The sequence below is a fragment of the Pseudescherichia sp. genome, assembly GCF_031987975.1.
In the GTDB taxonomy this organism is placed as follows: Bacteria; Pseudomonadota; Gammaproteobacteria; order Enterobacterales; family Enterobacteriaceae; genus Pseudescherichia.
Window position 1 is genome coordinate 78,153 of the sequence record NZ_DALZYX010000009.1, and the last position, 23,274, is coordinate 101,426.

Sequence of the window (23,274 nt, forward strand, 5' to 3'; positions counted from 1 at the left end):
AATGATCAACGCAACCCCCGTTGATCTTGTTGTCACGGCTCAAAATTTCGTCTAGAGCGGTATGGAGGGAAATAATGATAAATGATAAACCAACCAGATCACCTAATGCATGGTTCGCGATTGACCGTGCCCAAGTGAAAGATCCGACCTTAGCCCTCTATACGCAGTGCTTAAAAGGCGAGCGAGAACTCAATCAAGGCATCTCAAATGACGATTGGATCGTGATTCTAGATACCTCAGGCCATATCACGCGAATCGGACGCATTCTGCGTATTCGTTCCGATCTTGAAAGTACTACGCTGTTTTTCGATCGCATGTTGCACGTCAAGCCATCTATTTCGGTTGGTATGACCTCACTCACACTACCAGCAAAAGGAAGTTCTGGTCGTATTCAATGGAAAGAATTCATTGAAATGCTCCCAAATGCACTAAATACGAATATTGCTGAAATACCAAAAATCGGGGATCAAACCTATATCCGCGAACTGCTGCAATTGGCTGTGATGGACGACTTGCTTGGCCCTGCTGGTGGCCCTAATGAACTCATCGTCGATATGGGTGTACGCGACCGCTACCTAGTTGGCAAGCTAGCACCACGTGAAGCAGCCGAAAGAGGGCAGGAGTATCCTATTGATGCTGAAGATATTGAAGATGAAGAGCCAGACCTGATCGTCAAGGCGAAGACTGCAAAGGTGAACTCTCCCTCAGTCCTTGGTAGCGGCGAAACCGATACGGCAGAAGAGATTGATGCAGCCAGCAATCAGTCATTGGTGCCCAGTAGCCTCGGCATGACTTTCTGCGTGGATGGCGACGTCGATCGGATCGAGATCGAAGCGTGTTGGGGGCGATATGAGCGTGTGCCAAATGATGAACATCAATTCTTTAAGTCCAATGGGCAAAAAGCTAAGGTTTGGAAACGCATTCCTTGTGGCGGCAAGATCGTACTCCCCCTGATCGAAGGCTCGATTTCACACAATGCTCCGGATAGTGCCTCCCCGGAAGTTAGAGTGCAGGGCTCTATTCGAGCCAAAAATGACAATGGTGATCGGCTGATTACACTCTTCCTCGTTAATGCGCAGGAAGAACCGGATACAAACCGTGATACAGCATGGGTGTTTCAACCAGAGCTGATCGTTCGAGCAGCGAAAGATGCTGCCAAGCCTGCCATTTTTAGGCGCAGACCGGTACTAGATGCAGATGGTATGGACCCAGAGCGCGAAGCACTTGAGATGATCTACCGAGATCGTGTTGAGTTCGCCGTGGGTCATGGAGTTGCAGTTCATGCAGAAATAGCGGATGACGTCACACTAGCCACAGAAGTGCGTACTACAGTGATGCCACAGTACGAGGTTCAGGCAACTGAGACTCCTGGGCTTGAGCTATCCGATCGTCCTGCTATGCGAGAAATGGTAAGTAGTGGTCTGCTTGATATGCAACGACTAGCCACTTTGGACATTGATCCATTAGTTGATGCCTTGAGTGTGCTAACTAATGACTACGCTACCTGGATTGATGAACAGAACTTGAATGTGAGCAGCAAGGCCAAGGGCTTCGATACCCAAGCACAAACGGCCATAAATCGTTGTCAGGAGATCCATACCCGCCTGCAAGAAGGTATCAATACACTTAAGTCTAATGAGAATGCTCTGGCGGCCTTCCGTTTTGCCAATCAAGCGATGGCCACGCAACGCATACGCAGCTTGTATGCACTTGCCATGCGCCGAGGCGAGGACGTTACCCTAGATAAGTTCGATGTTCTTAAGAACCGCAGCTGGCGTCCATTCCAGTTAGCTTTTCTGTTGCTGTCGATTCCATCCCTTGCGGATCCGTGTCACCCAGACCGAGTCAAACCTATTGAGGCTTATGCGGACCTGCTGTGGTTTCCTACCGGGGGTGGTAAGACTGAAGCCTATCTGGGTGTAGCCGCCTTCACCATGGCCATTCGACGTATGCAGGGCAATCTAGGCGGGTACGATAGCTCGCGTGGTTTGACTGTAATCATGCGCTACACCCTTCGTTTACTGACACTGCAACAGTTCCAGCGTGCTACAGCACTTATTTGTGCAATGGAAGTGCTGCGACGCGAAGCACTAAATAAGGGTGATAAATCCCTCGGAACGGAGCCATTCACTATTGGCCTATGGGTCGGCAATAAAGTGACTCCGGGAACGACTGAAGATAGCCATAATGCTATCGAAAAAACACGTAATCCGGGTAGTTATAATGCAGGAACAGCCTCCCCCGTCCAACTAACCAGCTGTCCATGGTGTGGTACCGAAATCGTTCCTGGGCAAGATGTCGAAGTTAAAAAGGATAAAGCTGGCGGCCGAACGTTTGTCTATTGTGGTGACAAAAAAGGACGCTGCGAATTTTCCAAGGGAAAATCCAGCACGCAACCACACCCAGGAATACCAGTACTGGTAGTAGATGAAGAAATCTACCATCGTCCTCCGACAATGATGATTGCCACAGTGGATAAGTTCGCCATGATGGCATGGCGTGGCCAAGTGCGGACTCTTTTTGGCCGAGTTGAAAAAGAATGTGAGCGGCACGGTTTACTCTGGCCTGGGGCCAATTGCACCGGAAACCACCAAGCTTTCAAAGGACAACCTTCCGCTAAAGTGAAAGCCATCCCCCCTATCCGACCGCCTGATTTAATTATCCAGGATGAGTTCCACCTGATAAGTGGGCCACTGGGTACCATGGTAGGTTTGTATGAAACTGCAGTCGACGAGCTGTGTAGCTGGACGCTCAACGGAAAAACGGTCAAACCGAAAATCATCGCCTCAACGGCGACGGTGCGCAAAGCCAAAGAGCAAGTAAATAATGTATTTATGCGCCAAGTTTCGGTATTCCCACCACATGGACTAGATGTGGAAGACAACTTCTTCTCAGTTCAACGCCACATAAAGGATAAATTTGGGCGACGTTATCTGGGAGTCTGCTCACCCGGTAGCTCGCGCCCAGCAATGCTTATTCGAGTCTATACCGCTTTCTTAACTGCGGCACAGGAGCTATTTGACCACTTCGGTGAACCTGCTGATCCTTATATGACTATGGTCGGCTACTTCAACTCGCTGCGTGAACTAGGCGGGATGAAGCGATTGGCAGAAGATGATGTACAGACTCGTTCCTATCGCGTGCAAATGAGCATGGTGGAACGGCCTGCATTGGCACAACGTAGTGTCAACAACATTCGCGAATTGACTTCTCGCGTATCTAGCCAGGACATCCCAAAATACCTCGACAATCTTGAGGTCAAGTTTAAGGCCGAGTTTGATAGCTCTGCAGGTAAATACGTGACGAAGTGGCGGGAAGGTGATACTCGGGCTATTGACGTGGTCCTGGCAACCAATATGCTGTCAGTGGGAGTCGATGTGAATAGACTCGGCTTGATGGCAGTGAATGGACAACCTAAGGGAACTGCCGAGTATATTCAGGCTACTAGTCGTGTTGGACGTTCATTCCCTGGCCTAGTCTGCACCGTACTTACTTGGGCCCGACCGCGTGACCTCTCTCACTACGAAACATTCGAACATTACCACGCCACCTTCTACAAGCATGTTGAGGCACAATCGGTAACGCCATTCTCTCCACGTGCAATGGATCGTGGTTTGACGGGGTCGTTACTAAGTCTTATGCGCCTGAAGAATAACGAGTTCAGCCCGAATGAAGGTGCGGGTAAATTGGATATGTCAAACCAGAGTGAACTCACTCATGCAATTGAAGTTTTAGCGACTCGTGCAGGCAATGTCGCAGAAGACAATGCACGTAAGCTGTTAGCTGAAAATGAACTGAAAGAGCGTGCAGACGAATGGGCCAAAGAGGCCAGTAAAGGCGGCCGAATTTTGGGATATGAAAAGAGAGGTCCTGATAAAGACAAGACTGTGGCGTTGATCAAATCACCTGGGCTTCAGGCTTGGGACAACTGGACTGTACCTATGTCAATGCGAGAAGTTGAGTCTGGTGTACGCCTGATTATGGACACCAAATTTATCAAGGACGATCACGATTGGAAACCTCGTCCTGCAACGAAAGACGAGGATTGAATATGATCATCAATAACAAAACTCCAGTCGGCGAAGTACGCCCTAGCCAATTGCTATGGACTTATGGGCCTGGCGCGCTAATCGATCTACCAAGCCTATCAGTAGTGACACTCGGTATTGACCGGTGGGAGCGAGAGCGCTGCCAGCCAATTCAAGAGGCCCGGCTTCTTGCTGCTGTGCGGAAGGTATTAGGCCCACAAGTCGAAAATTTGCGAATGCCACCCTTTCAAAAAAGCGAGCTCGTCGACCCTTGGTCAGCCGAGGCCAACATAGGTGTACCTGTTCGGCCTTTTCCCCGCTGGATGCGCTGTGTAAAGTGTGGATTGCTATCGCCCTTTGATGATGGTCTGCTTGAGATCAAAGAGGATCGGTTCAGAGCCGAACGAACTCGCTTTGTTCACAAAGGCTGTACAGGTTCTAAAGGGAATTTACCAGCAAAGGATGCTGATGCCGTTCCTGCACGTTTTCTGCTAGCCTGTCGTGACGGTCACTTAGATGACTTTCCCTGGCACTACTTTGTCCATGGTGGTAATAGTACATGCAAAGGGACACTGCGCTTCTTTGAGAGTGGTGCATCCTTACAAACCGAAAACCTGTGGGTACGGTGTGATAGCTGTGAGGCGTCACGAAGCATGGCCCATGCCTTCGGCAAAGCAGGTAAAGAAAACCTTCCAGCTTGTCGAGGTCGACACCCACATTTGGATCAATTCGACATTGACTGCGGTGAAGAACCACGGGCCGTTCTGCTAGGAGCAACAAACAGCTGGTTTCCGATCACACTTTCTGCATTGGCCATACCCCAATCAAAGAATCCTCTCAGTCAGCTGATTCAAGACGGATGGCCGTTCTTTGAAGCAATTACAGCTGAAGTCATGGTTCCCATCGTTGTGCAAACACTCAAGCTAACTAGTAGTCTCCCTGGAATCGACAAATATAGCGTGTCAGACATCTGGTCAGCCATCGAAATGCATCGTTCTGGTGGCGATAGCGAATTTGTCGGTGAAGCCGATATCAAAGGTCCAGAATGGGAAGTGCTGACGGAGGCCAACCCTCCCACGGATTATCCACACTTCATGAGTAAGAAGATCGGAACCCCAGCACAATTCATACCGTACATCAGCCGTGTATTATTACTTGAACGACTACGAGAGGTTAATGCTCTGCTTGGTTTTACTCGAGTAGAGGCACCAGAAGGATCCGGAGAGATAAATGAACGTCCTCAGATGGCTAGCTTAGCTCGCAATAAACCTGAATGGGTGCCAGCTAACCAGGTGCATGGGGAAGGTATCTTCATCCAATTCGATGAAAAGGCTCTTGTAGCTTGGGAATCACTGGATGCCGTCAAGCAAGTAGACGAGATGCTTCGTGGTGGGCATACCGGTTGGCGCAACTCTCGTAATCTCGATCCGAATGAAGATTACCCAGGTATCCGATATGCCATGCTGCATACCCTATCTCATTTGTTGATCCGTGAACTAGCTCTGGAATGTGGATATAACGCAGCAAGTATTCGCGAACGTATCTATGCTGATACCTCAAACGGTAGTCCACAAGCTGGTATCTTGATCTACACAGCAGCAGCTGATTCTGATGGCACGCTGGGAGGCCTTGTGGATCTTGGTAAGCCAGAGAATCTTGGTCGCCTACTGGTACAAGCATTAAATCGTTCTAAGATCTGTTCTTCTGACCCACTATGTTCTGAACATAACCCGGAGAAAGATCGGTCGTTACATGCCGCGGCCTGCCATGCATGTAGCCTGGTAGCGGAAACCTCCTGTGAGCAAGGCAATCGCTATTTGGATCGATCGCTATTAATACCAACACTTGAGCGTATTCACTCTGCATTTTTTAAGGGTTTTTAACATGGATGAACTCTTAGATGCTGTTAACGTTCTAGTTTGTCTGGTTTCTCCTGAAAAGGTACAAGCGATCGCTACCCGAATTCGACGGACTGAAGCCTGCAAGGCTCTGCTGGTACTGCCAAGTGCAGTAGGAACTCCCAAGGCAAGTAACGCTATTGAGAGACTAGCAATTGCATGGCAAAACACAATGGTCAGTTCAGATGAACTAGCATCTATGCTTCTCGCTGCAAGCCATGTTTACTTTAAAGTTAGCTCTGAGCAAAGTACTGAACTTGTATGGACTGGCCCAACGACACCTTTTGTATCTGTTCGCCGTACAGAACAAGTACTGCTACAAATAATTAATGCTGCAAAACAGTCTTTATTTATTACCAGCTTTGTTGCCTATGATGTGTCGAGTATTGTGAATGAATTGAACATAGCTATAAAGCGTGGCGTTACCATTACAATGTTGCTGGAATCTTCACAAGAGCATGGTGGCAGTATCAATATTGATATAATCGGTAAGATGCAGGCGCTTATACCTGGCGCACATATTTACGCTTGGAATGATAAAAACAATGAATTTTCAGAAGGTCGCGTGCATGCGAAAGTAATTGTTGCCGATGGTCACACTTGTTTTATTACAAGCGCAAATCTAACTGGGTATGCTATGGAGAGAAATATTGAAGCAGGAGTACTTATTACAGGCGGAGGGATTCCAGAAGCACTTAGTGATCATCTGTACTCTCTTATAAACACAAATATCATTAGTCTGATTTAATTTATTCAGCTTGATATAAAAATGAATCTTCGTACTAAGGATAAAAAATTGAATGCATCTGAAAATGGACTATTAGAAGTAGCTTGGTATCTCGCTAAGTATGGAAAAAAAAAGCCTCCTGAAGCTCTGGATGTTGATACATGGAAAGCAGCAATATCACTATTTTATTCAACATTTGGTGCAGGTAAGACGAGAATTGAATTTTATAACAGTCTAAAAAACCACCGTGATCGTTTTGATTCTTGGCTAAGTGATGTACGCACAGGCTGGCGGAATGCTGATGGTTCTCCTAGCGAGCTCCCGTTGTCTGCTCAGATTGTTATGAACAAAATGAACAAACTACCAGAGTCACTTATTGAACAAAAAATTTTATCTTGGCTGTCGATAACCTCTTCAGAACAAGAACTGGCTGATATATTACCTATTCAACAAGATAAAAGTCTGGATGAAACGATGAAAGAACGATTAGTCGCTTCAAGGCTTGGACAAGGTGAATTCAGGAAAAAATGCCTTAAACTGTTCCCTGCCTGCCCTATAACTGGTATTTCTTTTCAACCGCTATTAAGGGCTAGCCATATTAAGCCTTGGGCCGCGTGTCAGAATGGTCATGAGCGACTGGATCCTTATAATGGAATAATGTTGGCAGCTCATATTGATGCTCTTTTTGACCAAGGATGGCTGTCATTTAGTAATAATGGGTACATCCTAATTAGCACCGAACTTGATTTTGAAGTAAAAACACAACTAAACCTACCTGAAAATATCCCACCATTCTCGGAACAGCATCATCACTATCTAAAATGGCATCGAGAAAATATATTAAGATGATGATATTATTTTCGTGGGAACAGTTGCACAAAAACACGCCAATTAAAAGCATGCTTCCTGAAGTATGTAAATAGATGAAATTGAGTATTGGTTAATCTATTCAGTGAAGCTTAAAGCAGACATCCAACCATCCTCATGTTCAGATGCCTGCTTTACTGACATTTTTTATCAAAGGTCCTCTTGGAGATAGATCGCCAGCAACACTATGTCGTATGTTGCAAATACTATACTCAATAAGGCTTATCTATTTCCCTGAATTAATTTTCGCAAAATCAAACGGACTCACTACCCCTTCCCGATTAACATCCAGAAAATCAGCCCACCATTGCAGCATCAGTTTGCGCTCATCAAGATGCTCGGCCTTATGGATATAAGCAGCCCGCACAGAGTTACGCTCCATATGGCTCATCTGCCGTTCGACTGCATCCCTCGACCACAATCCTGACTCAATCAACGAACTACATGCCATGGTCCTGAAACCGTGGCCGCACACTTCAACCTGTGTGTCATATCCCATTACTCGCAATGACTTGTTAACTGTGTTTTCACTCATCGGTTTACGAGGGTTATGATCACCAATAAAGATCAGTTCATGATCACCGCTGAACATTTTTATCTGCTCAAGAAGCGCCAGAGCTTGTCGGGAAAGTGGAACCAGATGAGGGGTACGCATTTTAGAACCTCGCTGTGAGTGCTTTACTCCCTCAATAGCTTCTCGCTCGGCAGGAATCGTCCACATCGATGTTTCAAAATCGATCTCAGACCAACGGGCAAAACGTAGTTCACTGGAGCGGATAAAGACCAAGAGAGTTAGCTCAACAGCAAGGCGAGTTAGTGGCCTGCCTGTATAGCTGTCAATACGTTGAAGCAGTTCAGGGGTACGTTTCAACTCCAATGCAGGTCTATGCTGCCTGTTACTTGAAGCAACAGCACCAACCATTTCCTGTGCAGGATTGTAATCAAGTAAACCACTCTGAACGGCATATCTCATAATTGCAGTAGTTCGCTGTTGTAGCCGGGAAGCCACTTCTAGCCTCCCCGAAAGTTCTACAGCTTTAATAGGGGCTAACAGGTCTCGCGTTTTTAGTTCGGCAATATTACGTTTGCCAATGGCAGGAAAGAGATTGTCTTCCAGGCTTTTCAGCACACGTCGGCTATGTTCTTCCGACCACTTTTTATTTGTGGCATGCCACTCAATAGCGAGCTGTTCGAAAGTACGCGCTTCTTCCAGCTCAACCTTATCATTTTTCTTTTTATCTCCCGGATCGATGCTGTTTGCCAACAACTTACGAGCTTCATCGCGACGAGCTCTGGCATCTGCAAGAGAAACTTCAGGATATACGCCTAAAGCCAGCATCTTTTGCTTTCCGCCAAAGCGGTACTGCAGACGCCAGTATCTTGAACCATTTGGGTGGACGAGAAGATGCATACCGTTGCTATCGGTCAGCTTATATTGCTTATCCGTTGGCTTGGCTGTTCTGACCTTGATATCTGTTAACGCCATGCTTATCCCCTCCCTGTTGTTACAAGCATTATCGAACCGGAAATACCATCATCTGTACCAACATCTGTTGGTAGATGTATGTTGAAGTCGGTTGACCTTGAGAGAGTTAATATATCGGGAATGATGGTTAAATACTGGATTTTAGGCACAAAAAAAGACGTCCGTTGACGTCTATTGATGTTCCGATGGTGCCGAAGGCCGGACTCGAACCGGCACGTATTTCTACGGTTGATTTTGAATCAACTGCGTCTACCGATTTCGCCACTCCGGCACTGAAGGGGATGTACAGATAGCGGATGCATTATACCCGTTGCGGATCGGCATGCAAGCTCCCCTTCCCGCCTCCAGCGCTAACCGCATAAAAAACCACCGCCCCCTTCCCTTCTTTTCCATCCTCTCGCCCTTGCTCGCAAAAACCTGCAACACAATCCGAGGTTTACATTACCGCCTGATTGTTATTTGATTCTGTTACCCCCTGGGGTTACCCCATCAACAGAGATCAGGATGCAGGCATGCGCTTCTATCAGGTCGATCCCACGCTGGAGAATTACTGGCGCGGCGTGATCCTCTTTGGCAACAACTTTGCCACCTACAAGTTCGCCTTGGCCCATGCCCTGTATGATGTCGATCGCAGCGACACCCTGGTTAAGCTCGACGATCTGGCCGTGCCGTTCAGCAGGCACATCTGCGAGCACCTGAAAAATGCCCCCCGGCAGATCCTCAACGACAAAAAACCCGGCAAGCTGATTACCGCCTGCCTGCAATACAACCTCGGTGAGATTGACGAGGATGAGCTGTACCGAATGACGGTTCGCTATGGCTTCTCGGTAGTGCTGGATGCCTTCCACAATGTCAACGGCGGGCCGCTGGAGAAGCAGTTCTTCATCAACGAACGTCGGGAGCACAAGGGCATCCGTCTGACGGATGAGTTCTACCGCCTGACCGAGACCCAGCAGTTCCACAACCTGGTGCATGAAACCGACGCCCGCTGGCGGCTGGTTGAGAAGGCCTGGGAGATGGATCTGCCTCCGCAGCTGCTGGACGTACATTACGACGCTGGAAGTGAAACCCTCTTCACCCAGCTCAACAGCTATCGCATCTCGCTCACCAGCTGCCGCAACAGCCTGAACGGCTATCAAAAGGGGCACTGCTTCTACTGCAATGCGCCGATAAGTCTGGAGTCCGGGCATCCGCTGCTGGCCGATGTAGATCACTTTATCCCGCTGGTTGCCCAGAAGGAGATGCCAGGCATGAACCTCAACGGCGTCTGGAACCTGGTGCTGGCCTGTCAGACCTGCAACCGGGGGGAGAATGGCAAGTTCGCGCAAGTTCCAGCCCTCGATCTGCTCTATCGTCTCCATGCCCGCAACGAGTATTTTATTAATAGCAGGCTGCCGCTGCATGAGGCGATCATTAACCAGACCGGCAAGAGCGAGCCAGTGCGGCGGATGTTCTTAAACGATCGCTGGAACGCCGCTCTGGCCTGCCGGTTCCACACCTGGCAGCCGGTCGCTGCCGGAGAGGTGATGTTCAGATGACGATGGCGTATTACCAGCGCAACGCGCAGACGTTTTTTGACGCGACGGTAGAGGTGGATATGTCCTCCCTCTACGCGCCTTTCCTGCATCTTGTTACTCTTGGCGGATGCGTACTGGATGCAGGATGTGGCTCTGGGCGCGATGCCAAAGCGTTCAGCACGCTGGGCTATCGGGTGGAAGCCTTTGACGCCTCGGCGGAGATGGTGGAGCTTGCCACGGCCTATACCGGGTTGCCGGTTCAGCAGATGACGTTCAACGCGCTGGAAGCTGTAGAGCGCTACGACGGGATCTGGTGCTGCGCCTCGCTGCTGCACCTTCCCCAAGCCGAGCTGTCCGAGGCGATGCATCGTCTCGCCCGCGCCCTGAAGCCTGGCGGCGTCTGGTATCTGTCGTTTAAATACGGCACCAGCGAGCGGGAAAAAGAGGGTCGCCATTTTACCGATCTGAATGAGGCTGGCCTGCAAACACTGGTATCAGCTCTGCCGCAGGTGAGCATCGTTGAGCAGTGGACGACCCAGGACAAACGTCCCGATCGCGACGAGGTCTGGCTGAACGCGCTGCTGCGTAAGCATCTGTCTGAATAGACTTCCATCTCGCACCTTCCGCCCATGCGCCGCCCTACCCCATGCTCTACACTTCCTACTCAACGCTGAACCTGAGGAAACCACAATGAGCACAATAAAAAGCTATGCCGCCAAAGAAGCTGGGAGCGAACTGGAGTTATACGAGTACGATCCTGGCGAACTGCAGGCGGGGGACGTTGAGGTACAGGTAGACTACTGCGGGATCTGCCACTCTGACCTGTCGATGATCGACAATGAGTGGGGCATGTCCCAGTATCCGCTGATCGCCGGACATGAGGTGATTGGTCGCGTAGTGGCGCTGGGCAGTGCGGCGCAGGACAAGGGTCTGAAGGTAGGCCAGCGTGTGGGTATCGGCTGGACGGCGCGTAGCTGTGGCCACTGCGATGCCTGTATCAGCGGCAACCAGATCAACTGTCTGGAAGGCGCGACGCCGACCATCCTTAACCACGGCGGCTTTGCTGACAAGCTGCGTGCCGACTGGCAGTGGGTGATCCCGCTTCCGGACAGCATCGATATTGAATCCGCCGGGCCGATGCTCTGCGGCGGCATCACGGTATTTAAACCGCTGCTGATGCACCACATCACCGCCACCAGCCGAGTCGGGGTAATCGGTATCGGCGGGCTGGGTCATATCGCCATCAAGCTGCTGCACGCTATGGGCTGCGAGGTGACGGCGTTCAGCTCTAACCCGGCGAAGGAGCAGGAGGTGCTGCGGTTCGGCGCGGATAAGGTGGTGAACAGCCGCGATCCAGAGGCGTTAAAAGCCCTGGCGGGCCAGTTCGATCTGATTATCAACACCGTTAACGTCGATCTCGACTGGCAGCCCTACTTCGAGGCGCTGGCCCACGGCGGTAACTTCCATACCGTCGGCGCGGTGCTGAAGCCGCTCCCGGTTCCGGCCTTCACCCTGATCGGTGGTGACCGCAGCATCTCCGGTTCAGCAACCGGCACGCCATACGAGCTGCGCAAGCTGCTGCGCTTTGCTGGTCGCAGCAAGGTTGCCCCGCAGACCGAGATGTTCCCGATGTCGCAGATCAACGAGGCCCTGCAGCACGTTCGTGACGGCAAGGCTCGCTATCGCGTGGTGTTGAAGGCGGATTTTTAAATCGTAAACGCCCGGCGGCGCTTAGTACGCCGGGCCATAAACCTTATTCCTTCGCCAGGGCGGCAAAGACTTCGGCTACCGCTACTGCACCCGGATCGGTGACGCCCGTCAGGTTGTCGCTGTTAACGTACGACGAGCGCCCCGCCCCCGCTTTCTGCATCTTAGCGGTGCTCTCCGCCCCCTCTTTGGCTGCTGCTACCGCAGCGCTGAGACCCTGGCTCTGCAACGCCTCCAGGGCAGGCTGTAGCGCGTCGATCAGCGTCCGGTCACCCAGATCCGCCCCACCGTAGTGTTTCATCTGCTTGAGGCCTTTCAGCAACGCATCGGCGATGCTGGCCCCGTCGTGAATGGCTTGCCCGGCAGCGGTGAAGAATATCGACATCAGTACCCCGCTGGAGCCGCCCATCACCGTCGCCAATCGCTCACCGATGAGCTGGAAGAGCTGGGCGCTGTTGTCCAGCGGGAGCTTACCCTGCTCAAGCTGCTGGGCGATATCCCGCGCCCCTTCGGCAAAGGTCGAGCCGGTGTCGCCGTCGCCAACTTTGGCATCCAGCGCGTTGAGCCGGTTCTCGAGGCTAATCAGCGTCTCGGTAGCGGCTTTGACCCTGGCGCTAACCTCCGGGTTGTCGGAGGGCTGGGTCTCGATGCCGGTGTTAATCGCGTTGTGCTTAACCGTGCGCACCGGGGCGAAGGCCACCGGTTTTTGCCAGCCGACGGTCTCGACGTCTGCCTTGAGGGCGCGCTCAAACTCATCGTTGAGGCGCAGCAGCGAGAGCGAAAAGCCTTTCATATCCAGGGAGCTGACCAGCGGCGCGGGGCCGATGAGGTAAGCAATCTGATCCTTCAGCGCCGAGTGCGCCAGCTCTTTGGTGAGCAGAGCCATCTCCAGCGCCGAGACGCCGCCGAGGTTGTTGATCAGCACCGCCACGCGATCGTTACCCGCCTGCGCCTTCAGCGGCTCGACGAGGGTATCAATGAGGGTTTTGCTGTTGTGGCTGTCAACGGTGCTGGCCCCCGGTTCGCCGTGGATGCCGAGGCCCAGTTCGACCTTGCCGCGCTGGATGCGGTTCTCCTCCTCTTCACCACTGCCCGGCAGGTTGCAGGTCTCCATTGCCAGCCCGAGGCTCCAGACGCTGTCGCTGGCCTGTTGAGCTATCGCCCGCACCTCACCAAGGGATTTACCCTGCTCGGCGGCGTAGCCTGCGATCTTATGCACCAGCGCCGTCCCGGCGATGCCGCGCGGCTGCTTGTTATCCGGCAGGGCGATGTCGTCGGCGACGATCACCATCTCAACCTTCAGGCCGTGGCGTTTGGCTTTCTCCGCCGCGAGGCCGAAGTTGAGGCGGTCCCCGGTGTAGTTTTTGACGATCAGCAGGCAGCCGCGATCGCCGGTGACGGCAACGATGGCGTTAAGCACGGCATCAACGCTGGGGGAGGCGAAGACGTCCCCGCAGACGGCGGCGGTGAGCATCCCTTTGCCAACGAAGCCGGCGTGGGCTGGCTCGTGGCCGGAGCCGCCGCCGGAGATGACTGCCACGCGGCCTTTATCCCAGTCGCCCCGCGCGACGATGCGGATAGCGGGATCGATATCCAGACGCACCAGGTTAGCGTGCGGTGCGGAGATAATTAAGCCTTCGATGGCATCATTGACCAGCTGCTTGCGGTCGTTGAAGAAAAATTTGGACATAGCTTCCCGAACGGTTAATTAATCGTAAGGAAAGCATAGACGGTGTGACGAAGCGCAAAGTATGAAAGCGCAATTTCCCCCGCCTAAAAAGAGCGGGGGGAGGTGAGATTACGCCCGACGCATCATCAGCCAGACGCTGATGGCAAAGAACGAGGCGCTCGGCAGCAGCGCACCGATAACCGGCGGGATACCGTAAACCAGCGTCAGCGGGCCGAAGATCTGGTCCAGCACGTAGAAGACGAAGCCAAAGCTGATCCCGGTCACCACGCGCACGCCCATCGGCACGCTGCGCAGCGGGCCAAAGATGAACGACAGCGCCATCAGCATCATTACCGCAACCGACAGCGGCTGGAAGATTTTACTCCACATATTGAGCTGGTAGCGGCCAGAGTCCTGCCCGGTTGACTTCAGATACTTCACATAGTCGCGCAGGCCGCTGATGGAGAGCGCGTCCGGCTCCAGCGCCACCACGCCCAGCTTGTCCGGCGTCAGGTTGGTCTTCCAGGTGCCGCTTACCGTCTGGGAGCCGGTGATCTGCTTCGGATCCTGAAGATTAGACTCGTCTACCTGCGACAGCTTCCAGACCTTCTGCTGCTCATCAAACGCCGCATGCGCCGCATAGCGCACCGACTGCAGGCGACGCTGGTCGTTGAAGCTGTAGATGCTCACGCCGTTCAGCTCGTTGTTGCCGGAGACCTGCTGGATGTAGACAAAGCTGTTGCCATCTTTAGCCCACAGTCCCTGCTGGGTAGAGAGCATCGCACCGCCGTAGATCGCCTGGGCACGGTAGTTACGCGCCATCTGCTCACCCTGGGGAGCAACCCACTCGCCGATGGCCATCGTCAGCAGCACCAGTGGGATCGCCGTCTTCATTACCGACAGCGCCACCTGGAAACGGGTAAAGCCGGAGGCCTGCATGACCACCAGCTCGCTGCGCTGGGCCAGCATCCCTAAACCCAGCAGCGCGCCCAGCAGGGCCGCCATCGGGAAGAAGATCTGAATATCTTTTGGAATGCTGAGCACGGTATACATCCCCGCGCCCATCGCGTCATAGCTCCCCTGTCCGGCACGTTTAAGCTGATCGACAAACTTAATGATTCCGGAGAGGGAGACCAGCATGAACAGCGTCATCATGATGGTGGTGAAGATGGTCTTACCGATATAGCGATCGAGTACGCCAAAAGCCTGCATTATAACGCTCCTTTACGCACAAAACGGGCGCGTATCCGGCGCATCGGCACCGTATCCCACAGGTTGAGCGCAACCGCCAGCGCCAGATAGAACAGGTTGACTGCCCACATCCAGATCATCGGATCGAGCTTGCCCTTGCCGCCGTTAGACTTCAGCGAAGTCTGCACCAGGAAGAAGACCAGATAGAGCAGCATCGCTGGCAGCATGGAGAGCACGCGGCCCTGGCGCGGGTTGACCACGCTGAGCGGTACGACCATCAGTGCCATCACAAATACCGCAAAGATGAGCGTTAGACGCCAGTGCAGCTCTGCGCTCGCCCGCGGCGTGTCGGTGCGCATCAGAGTACGCATGTCCATCTGCTCGGTATCGTCCGGATCCAGCGCCACCGCCTGATGGCCGATAATCGCCTGGTAGTCCTGGAAGTCGGTAATGCGGAAGTCGCGCAGCAGCGCGGTGCCTTCAAAGCGCGTTCCTTTCGTCAGGGTCACCACCTGCGAGCCGTCTTTGCGCTGCGACAGCTGGCCGGAGTCGGCAACCACCACCGATGGGCGGGCATTGCCTTTAGGCCGCAGCTGCGCGAGGAAGACCTCGTTGAAGTCGCTGCCGCTGACGCTTTCGATAAACAGCACCGAGTTGCCGTCAGTGGCCTGCTGGAACTGGCCCTGGGCCAGCGCCGCCATGCCAGGGTTGGCTTTGGCTTCCGCCAGCACCTCGTCCTGATGACGAGAGGACCACGGCCCGGCCCACATCACGTTTACGGCAGCGAGAATACCGGTGAAGATGACCAGCACCATCGCGGCCTTCACCAGCACGGCCTTGCTCAGGCCGCAGGCGTGCATCACCGTGATCTCACTGTCGGTGTAGAGCTTGCCGAAGGTCATCAGCAGCCCAAGGAAGAGGCTAAGCGGCAGGATCAGCTGCGCCATCTCAGGTACGCCCAGCCCCAGTAAGGAGAGCACCAGATTTGTCGGGATATCACCGTCAACGGCTGCACCGAGGATCCGCACCAGCTTCTGACAGAAGAAGATCAGAAGCAGGATGAATAGGATCGCAAGTTGACTTTTTAGCGTCTCCCGAACCAGATATCTTATGATTATCACTATAAATACGCCCGTAAAAACCCGTCTTTTTGCAGGAAAATCGCTTGTTTCATGGCTTAAACGTCATTTATTCTCTTGAGTCGTCGAAAGCATCGCTAAGATATAAGAAACTCAGCGGATGCACGTTTCAGGATATGTTCTGACGTGTCGAACTAAGATTAACACGAAGTCACCGCAACAGCGGACATGAGTTACGAAAGCTTGCAATTCTATCCGTAGCCCCGGCTGTTGTCTTTAAGATTCAGGAGCGTAGTGCATGGAGTTCAGTGTAAAAAGCGGTAGCCCGGAGAAACAGCGGAGTGCCTGCATCGTGGTTGGCGTGTTTGAACCGCGCCGACTCTCCCCTATCGCCGAGCAGCTCGATAAGATCAGCGACGGCTACATTAGCGCGCTGCTGCGCCGTGGAGAGCTGGAAGGCAAGCCGGGACAGACGTTGTTGCTGCACCATGTTCCTAACGTCCTGTCAGAGCGCATTTTACTGATTGGCTGCGGGAAAGAGCGTGAGCTGGACGAGCGCCAGTACAAGCAGGTTATTCAGAAAACCATTAATACGCTGAATGATACTGGCTCGATGGAGGCGGTCTGCTTCCTGACCGAACTGCACGTTAAAGGACGCAACACCTACTGGAAAGTGCGCCAGGCGGTAGAGACGGCGAAAGAGACGCTTTACAGCTTCGATCAGCTGAAAACCAACAAATCCGAGCCGCGTCGTCCGCTGCGCAAGATGGTCTTCAACGTGCCGACCCGCCGGGAGCTGACCAGCGGCGAGCGTGCAATCCAGCACGGTCTGGCGATCGCCTGCGGCATTAAGGCGGCGAAAGATCTCAGCAACATGCCGCCCAATATCTGTAACGCGGGCTACCTCGCGTCGCAGGCGCGTCAGCTGGCGGACTCTAACAGCGAGAACATCACCACCCGGGTGATCGGCGAGCAGCAGATGCGCGAGCTGGGGATGCACTCCTACCTGGCGGTGGGCCAGGGTTCGCAGAACGAATCCTTGATGTCGGTCATCGAATACAAGGGCAGCACTGATGCCGACGCGCGTCCGATTGTGCTGGTGGGTAAAGGGCTGACCTTTGACTCCGGCGGCATCTCCATCAAGCCAGCCGAAGGCATGGATGAGATGAAGTACGACATGTGCGGCGCGGCGGCGGTGTACGGCGTGATGCGCATGGTGGCCGAGCTGAAGCTGCCGCTGAATGTGGTCGGCGTGCTGGCGGGCTGTGAGAACATGCCCGGTGGCCGCGCCTTCCGTCCAGGGGACGTCCTGACTACCATGTCCGGCCAGACCGTGGAAGTGCTGAACACCGATGCCGAAGGGCGTCTGGTGCTGTGCGACGTCCTGACCTACGTTGAGCGCTTCGATCCGGAGCTGGTGATCGACATCGCCACCCTGACCGGGGCATGCGTGATTGCCCTCGGCCACCACATCACCGGCCTGATGTCGAACCACAACCCGCTGGCACACGAGCTGATCGGCGCATCCGAGCAGGCGGGAGATCGCGCATGGCGTCTGCCGCTGGGCGACGAGTACTACGAGCAGCTGGAGTCCAACTTTGCCGATATGGCAAACATCGGCGGGCGTCCGGGTGGAGCGATCACCGCGGGCTGCTTCCTGTCGCGCTTTACCCGGAAGTACAACTGGGCGCACCTCGACATCGCCGGTACTGCATGGCGCTCCGGCAAAGCCAAAGGCGCAACCGGCCGCCCTGTCGCCCTGCTGTCGCAGTTCCTGCTGAACCGCGCCGGGTTTAACGGCGAAGAGTAAGCGTAATACAGCAGTAAATCGTAGGCCGGGTAAGCGTAGCGCCACCCGGCTTCGCATTTAAAGTGACCACAAGAAGCCCCATATATGAAGAATGCAACGTTCTACCTTCTGGACAATGACACGCAGCAGGATGGCTTAAGCGCCGTTGAACAACTGGTGTGTGAGATTGCCGCAGAACGTTGGCGCGCAGGCAAGCGTATTCTGATCGCCTGCGAAGATGAAAAGCAGGCGATTCGCCTCGACGAGGCCCTGTGGGCGCGTCCGGCGGAGAGCTTTGTGCCGCATAATCTGGCGGGCGAAGGGCCGCGCGGCGGTGCGCCGGTGGAGATCGCCTGGCCGCAAAAACGAAACAGCAGCCCGCGCGATCTGCTGATCAGCCTGCGGGTAAACTTTGCAGATTTTGCCACCGCTTTCACAGAAGTGATAGACTTCGTTCCTCACGAAGAAACTCTGAAACAACTGGCTCGCGAACGCTATAAAGCCTATCGCCTGGCTGGTTTCAACCTGAACACGGCAACCTGGAAATAATGGAAAAGACATATAACCCCCAAGATATCGAACAGCCGCTTTACGAGCACTGGGAGCAGCAGGGCTACTTCAAACCGAATGGCGATGAGAGCCAGGAGAGCTTCTGCATCATGATCCCGCCGCCGAACGTGACCGGCAGTTTGCATATGGGCCACGCCTTCCAGCAGACCATCATGGATACCATGATCCGCTACCAGCGCATGCAGGGCAAAAACACCCTGTGGCAGGCCGGTACGGACCATGCCGGTATCGCCACCCAGATGGTAGTGGAGCGTAAGATTGCCGCTGAAGAGGGAAAAACCCGCCACGACTACGGTCGCGACGCCTTCATCGATAAAATCTGGCAGTGGAAGGCAGAGTCCGGCGGCACCATCACCCGCCAGATGCGCCGTCTCGGCAACTCCGTGGACTGGGAGCGCGAGCGCTTCACCATGGATGAAGGCCTCTCCAACGCCGTGAAAGAGGTGTTCGTTCGCCTCTATAAAGAAGATCTGATCTACCGTGGCAAGCGCCTGGTAAACTGGGATCCGAAGCTGCGCACCGCGATTTCCGACCTGGAAGTAGAGAACCGCGAATCGAAAGGTTCTATGTGGCACATCCGCTACCCGCTGGCCGATGGCGCAAAAACTGCCGACGGTAAAGATTACCTGGTGGTGGCGACCACCCGTCCGGAGACCCTGCTGGGGGATACCGGCGTCGCGGTGAACCCGGAAGATCCGCGCTATAAAGACCTGATTGGCAAATTCGTGGTGCTGCCGCTGGTTAACCGTCGTATTCCGATTGTGGGCGACGAGCACGCCGACATGGAGAAAGGCACCGGCTGCGTGAAGATCACCCCGGCGCACGACTTTAACGACTACGAAGTGGGCCGTCGTCACGCCCTACCGATGATCAACATCCTGACCTTTGACGGCGATATTCGTGAAAGTGCAGAGGTGTTCGATACCAAAGGTAACGAATCCGCCGTTTACTCCAGCGAGATCCCGGCAGAGTTCCAGAACCTGGAGCGCTTTGCTGCCCGTAAAGCGGTGGTGGCTGCCGTTGATGCTCTCGGCCTGCTGGAAGAGGTAAAACCCCACGACCTGACCGTACCGTACGGCGACCGTGGCGGCGTAGTGATCGAACCAATGCTGACCGACCAGTGGTACGTCCGCGCTGACGTGCTGGCAAAACCGGCTGTGGAAGCGGTTGAGAACGGCGACATTCAGTTCGTGCCGAAGCAGTATGAGAACATGTACTTCTCCTGGATGCGCGATATTCAGGACTGGTGTATCTCCCGTCAGCTGTGGTGGGGTCACCGCATCCCGGCCTGGTACGACAGCGAAGGCAACGTCTTTGTTGGCCGTACGGAAGAGGAAGTGCGTCAGGAGAACAACCTGAGCGCCGACGTCGCCCTGCGCCAGGACGAAGACGTGCTGGACACCTGGTTCTCCTCCGCGCTGTGGACCTTCTCAACCCTCGGCTGGCCGGAGAACACCGACGCCCTGCGCCAGTTCCACCCGACCAGCGTGATGGTTTCCGGCTTCGACATCATCTTCTTCTGGATCGCCCGCATGATCATGATGACCATGCACTTCATCAAAGATGAAGACGGCAAGCCGCAGATCCCGTTCAAAACCATCTACATGACCGGTCTGATCCGCGACGACGAAGGCCAGAAGATGTCCAAATCCAAGGGCAACGTTATCGATCCGCTGGATATGGTGGACGGTATCTCCCTTGCGGATCTGCTGGAGAAGCGTACCGGCAACATGATGCAGCCGCAGCTGGCAGAGAAGATTGCCAAGCGCACCGAGAAGCAGTTCCCGAACGGTATCGAGCCGCACGGCACCGACGCCCTGCGCTTTACCCTGGCGGCGCTGGCCTCTACCGGCCGTGACATCAACTGGGACATGAAGCGCCTGGAAGGCTACCGTAACTTCTGTAACAAGCTGTGGAACGCCAGCCGCTTTGTGCTGATGAACACCGAAGAGCAGGATTGCGGCTTCAACGGCGGCGAGATGACCTTCTCCCTGGCGGATCGCTGGATCCGTGCCGAGTTCAACCAGACGGTGAAAGCCTTCCGTGAAGCGCTGGACAGCTACCGCTTCGATATTGCCGCGGGCATCCTGTATGAGTTCACCTGGAACCAGTTCTGTGACTGGTATCTGGAGCTGACCAAGCCGGTGATGAACGGTGGCTCTGAAGCCGAGCTGCGCGGCACGCGCAACACCCTGGTTACGGTGCTGGAAGGTCTGCTGCGCCTGGCGCACCCGATTATTCCGTTCATTACCGAAACCATCTGGCAGCGCGTGAAGGTGCTTACCGGTAACACCGCTGACACTATCATGCTGCAACCGTTCCCGGCGTTCGATGCGGCACAGGCTGATGACGCAGCGGTAGCGGATACCGAGTGGCTGAAGCAGGCGATTGTCGCGGTGCGTAACATCCGCGCCGAGATGAATCTCTCCCCGGCTAAACCGCTGGCGCTGCTGCTGCGCGGCTGCAGCAGCGATGCGGCACGTCGTGTGAACGATAACCGCAGCTTCCTGCAGACCCTGGCGCGCCTGGAGAGCATCACCCTGCTGCCTGCCGATGATAAAGGTCCGGTCTCCGTGACCAAGATCATCGACGGCGCAGAGCTGCTGATCCCGATGGCTGGCCTGATCGACAAAGCCGCCGAGCTGGAGCGTCTGGCGAAAGAAGTTGCTAAGGTTGAAGCAGAGATCGGTCGTATCGAGAGCAAACTGGGTAACGAAGGCTTTGTGGCGCGCGCGCCGGAAGCGGTCGTTGCCAAAGAGCGTGAGCGTCTGAGCAGCCTGGCCGAAGCGAAAACCAAACTGGTCGAGCAGCAGGGCGTTATCAGCGCGCTGTAATCGCGTCCGCCCCTTACCTCTCTGGTAAGGGGCACTTCTCAACAAAGAGCCTCACCATGAATGTTGCAACTGCCACTCAACTGCACATGCGCCGCATCACGCCTGAAGACAATGCGGCTATCGCCGCCGTTATCCGCCAGGTTTCAGCGGAGTATGGCCTGACCGCCGATAAAGGCTATACCGTGGCCGATCCTAATCTTGATGAGCTATATGCCCTCTACAGCCAGCCGGACCATGCCTACTGGGTGATTGAGCAGGATGGACAGGTAGTGGGCGGTGGCGGCATCGCGCCACTCCAGTGCAGTGAACCGGATATCTGTGAACTGCAAAAGATGTACTTCCTGCCCGCCGTACGCGGCAAAGGGATGGCGAAAAAGCTCGCGCTTGCCGCGCTGGATCACGCTCGTGCGCAGGGTTTTACCCGCTGCTATCTGGAGACCACTGCCTTCCTGAAGGAGGCGATTGGCCTCTACGAGCATCTGGGATTTGAACACATCGACGGGCCGCTGGGCTGTACCGGGCACGTCGATTGTGAAGTGCGGATGCTCAAAGCGCTGGCCTGAATCAGGCCGGAACGCCGCTGTGAAAACGAAACTCGCTGTCGGGGGTAGCAATCAGCGCTGCCTCCACCTCACCAAAAAAGCGCACCCGGGGAGTAATATCCTGAGGTGATATCGCCTGGGCCAGCTTCAGGTAGTCCTCATAGTGGCGTGCCTCGGATCGCAGCAGCGACAGATAGAACTTCTGCAAGTCCTCTTCCAGAAAGGGCGCTAAAGCAGCAAAGCGCTCGCAGGAGCGGGCCTCGATATACGCCCCGCAGATCAGCTTATCAATCAGCGTTAGCGGCTCGTGGGTCCGCACCTCCTTTAGCATCCCTTTGGCGTAGCGGCTGGCGGTAATTTTGACGTAGGGAATATTTCGCGCTGCCATCGCCTCGCGCACCTGCCAGAAATGATGCAGCTCCTCTTTAATCAGCAGCACCATGCTGTCGATCAGCTGGCGGCCCCAGGGATCGTCAGTCTGCGGCATCACGCTTTTACCAATCTGCTTGTGAAGAGCGACAAAGTCCGGCTCCGGTCCCTCACGGAAGGTAAAAGCCTCGTAGGGCTTAAGCCACTCAAGCAGCGTATCGCCGCCGCTCTTGTCCGCTACGTATTTGCGTACCAGCAGCATCGCCGTTTGCGCGGCCTTAAGCTCGCACACCATATGGTCGGTCAGCAGCAGAGGAAGGTTAGCCGGATCGCGGGCTTTGTCGATCCACGCCTGAGGCGTTGGACAGTGCAGGAAATGGCGTATCGGGGAGAGTATTTGAGCGTAGTCCATGGAGTTCCTTGCAGTGCGGCAGCGGGCGCTGCCGCACGAACAATCAAAGCCTGTTACGTAATTGCTTAGTGGCGAGTACCGTCATCATCTTCGTCAACGTAATCCTCGTCGTCATCCTCGCCCTCTTCGCCATTGGGATCTTCGTAGTAGGTGCCCCAGCCGTCGTATTCAACTTCAAACTTCTCTGCCAGAGTCATCAGCTGCTCGACCTGGGCGTCGATCAGATCGGCATTCAGCGCGCACTCGCTCAGAATGTCGCAGCAGATCACCGTGTCGCCCTCTTCCACTTCCAGCTCTTCCGGCTCGGTCACTTCATAACCCAGTTTGAACGCCTCTACCGCCACTTTCTCCAGCGTTTCAAAATCGTCAGCGGAGAGATGGTGCTCGATGGTGTAGAGCGCATCAGGATCGCTACCGTCATCCAGCAGCTCTTCAATAATCAAACGGGTCTCTTCACGCTGCTCTTCGAGTAATTCCGGGTTTGCCATAGCTTGTTCCTCATAATGTGCGGCAGATACTCTTATTTTCACATACCGTTGCCAATGCCTCCACTCCTGGCGGAAAAGATTTGTTAAACAGGCTTGCAAAT

General features: G+C 54.3%; 17 protein-coding genes and 1 tRNA gene. 11 read left to right on the forward strand and 7 right to left on the reverse strand.

Going from position 1 to position 23,274, the window contains the following annotated elements:
- Positions 1-74 precede the first annotated feature (74 nt).
- From drmA to RTN40_RS16715, 4 genes are read left to right on the forward strand one after another with little or no spacing between them, the layout of a single operon-like run.
- Positions 75-4,049 (forward strand): DISARM system helicase DrmA, encoded by a 3,975-nt coding sequence (gene drmA / locus RTN40_RS16700; RefSeq protein ID WP_312229453.1) that lies wholly within the window; start codon positions 75-77, stop codon positions 4,047-4,049.
- A 2-nt stretch (positions 4,050-4,051) separates the two neighbouring features.
- On the forward strand, positions 4,052-5,911 hold the full coding sequence (drmB, locus tag RTN40_RS16705; RefSeq protein WP_161544354.1) for a DUF1998 domain-containing protein: 1,860 nt from the start codon (positions 4,052-4,054) through the stop codon (positions 5,909-5,911).
- A gap of 1 nt (position 5,912) precedes the next feature.
- Positions 5,913-6,674, forward strand: a complete 762-nt coding sequence (drmC, locus tag RTN40_RS16710; RefSeq protein WP_161544355.1) for a DISARM system phospholipase D-like protein DrmC — start codon at positions 5,913-5,915, stop codon at positions 6,672-6,674.
- 48 nt (positions 6,675-6,722) lie between these two features.
- Complete coding sequence (locus RTN40_RS16715) at positions 6,723-7,502, forward strand: HNH endonuclease (protein ID WP_312229541.1); 780 nt, start codon at positions 6,723-6,725, stop codon at positions 7,500-7,502.
- Positions 7,503-7,746: 244 nt separating this feature from the next.
- On the opposite strand, the gene RTN40_RS16720 is transcribed toward RTN40_RS16715, so the two are convergent.
- Complete coding sequence (locus RTN40_RS16720; protein WP_312229454.1) at positions 7,747-9,006, reverse strand: phage integrase central domain-containing protein; 1,260 nt, start codon at positions 9,004-9,006, stop codon at positions 7,747-7,749.
- A gap of 186 nt (positions 9,007-9,192) precedes the next feature.
- Positions 9,193-9,277 (reverse strand) — tRNA-Leu (locus tag RTN40_RS16725).
- A 241-nt stretch (positions 9,278-9,518) separates the two neighbouring features.
- On the opposite strand from RTN40_RS16725, the gene RTN40_RS16730 reads away from it, so the two are divergent.
- The 3 genes from RTN40_RS16730 (at position 9,519) to RTN40_RS16740 (ending at position 12,233) form a co-directional block, all read left to right on the forward strand.
- Positions 9,519-10,544 carry an HNH endonuclease domain-containing protein gene (locus RTN40_RS16730; RefSeq protein WP_312229455.1) on the forward strand — a complete coding sequence of 342 codons (1,026 nt, stop codon included), beginning with the start codon at positions 9,519-9,521 and terminating at the stop codon, positions 10,542-10,544.
- Positions 10,541-11,128, forward strand: a complete 588-nt coding sequence (locus RTN40_RS16735) for a class I SAM-dependent methyltransferase (RefSeq protein WP_312229456.1) — start codon at positions 10,541-10,543, stop codon at positions 11,126-11,128. Before RTN40_RS16730 ends, RTN40_RS16735 begins: the two co-directional genes overlap by 4 nt.
- Positions 11,129-11,213: 85 nt before the next feature.
- Positions 11,214-12,233: an NAD(P)-dependent alcohol dehydrogenase gene (locus RTN40_RS16740; protein ID WP_312229457.1), complete on the forward strand. Its 1,020-nt coding sequence runs from the start codon at positions 11,214-11,216 to the stop codon at positions 12,231-12,233.
- Between the two features lie 43 nt (positions 12,234-12,276).
- On the opposite strand, the gene RTN40_RS16745 is transcribed toward RTN40_RS16740, so the two are convergent.
- The 3 genes from RTN40_RS16745 to lptF all read right to left on the reverse strand — a co-directional run bounded on the left by RTN40_RS16745 (position 12,277) and on the right by lptF (position 16,211).
- On the reverse strand, positions 12,277-13,920 hold the full coding sequence (locus RTN40_RS16745; protein ID WP_312229458.1) for a dihydroxyacetone kinase subunit DhaK: 1,644 nt from the start codon (positions 13,918-13,920) through the stop codon (positions 12,277-12,279).
- A gap of 108 nt (positions 13,921-14,028) precedes the next feature.
- Positions 14,029-15,111 (reverse strand): LPS export ABC transporter permease LptG, encoded by a 1,083-nt coding sequence (lptG, locus tag RTN40_RS16750; RefSeq protein WP_312229459.1) that lies wholly within the window; start codon positions 15,109-15,111, stop codon positions 14,029-14,031.
- Positions 15,111-16,211: an LPS export ABC transporter permease LptF gene (lptF, locus tag RTN40_RS16755; RefSeq protein ID WP_312229460.1), complete on the reverse strand. Its 1,101-nt coding sequence runs from the start codon at positions 16,209-16,211 to the stop codon at positions 15,111-15,113. Before lptF ends, lptG begins: the two co-directional genes overlap by 1 nt.
- 256 nt (positions 16,212-16,467) lie before the next feature.
- On the opposite strand from lptF, the gene pepA reads away from it, so the two are divergent.
- The 4 genes from pepA (at position 16,468) to RTN40_RS16775 (ending at position 21,925) form a co-directional block, all read left to right on the forward strand.
- A complete protein-coding gene (gene pepA / locus RTN40_RS16760) occupies positions 16,468-17,979 on the forward strand; it encodes a leucyl aminopeptidase (RefSeq protein WP_312229461.1) in 1,512 nt (503 codons plus the stop codon).
- Positions 17,980-18,063: 84 nt separating this feature from the next.
- Positions 18,064-18,507: a DNA polymerase III subunit chi gene (gene holC, locus RTN40_RS16765; RefSeq protein ID WP_312229462.1), complete on the forward strand. Its 444-nt coding sequence runs from the start codon at positions 18,064-18,066 to the stop codon at positions 18,505-18,507.
- Positions 18,507-21,362 carry a valine--tRNA ligase gene (locus tag RTN40_RS16770; RefSeq protein WP_312229463.1) on the forward strand — a complete coding sequence of 952 codons (2,856 nt, stop codon included), beginning with the start codon at positions 18,507-18,509 and terminating at the stop codon, positions 21,360-21,362. The genes holC and RTN40_RS16770 overlap by 1 nt, the downstream gene beginning before the upstream one ends.
- 56 nt (positions 21,363-21,418) lie before the next feature.
- Positions 21,419-21,925 (forward strand): GNAT family N-acetyltransferase, encoded by a 507-nt coding sequence (locus tag RTN40_RS16775; RefSeq protein ID WP_312229464.1) that lies wholly within the window; start codon positions 21,419-21,421, stop codon positions 21,923-21,925.
- Position 21,926: 1 nt separating this feature from the next.
- On the opposite strand, the gene miaE is transcribed toward RTN40_RS16775, so the two are convergent.
- The gene (gene miaE / locus RTN40_RS16780) at positions 21,927-22,685 is read right to left on the reverse strand and encodes a tRNA isopentenyl-2-thiomethyl-A-37 hydroxylase MiaE (RefSeq protein WP_312229465.1); all 759 of its coding nucleotides are present in this window, start codon (positions 22,683-22,685) and stop codon (positions 21,927-21,929) included.
- Between the two features lie 65 nt (positions 22,686-22,750).
- Positions 22,751-23,173: a ribonuclease E inhibitor RraB gene (rraB, locus tag RTN40_RS16785; RefSeq protein WP_312229466.1), complete on the reverse strand. Its 423-nt coding sequence runs from the start codon at positions 23,171-23,173 to the stop codon at positions 22,751-22,753.
- Between the last annotated feature and the right edge of the window lie 101 nt (positions 23,174-23,274).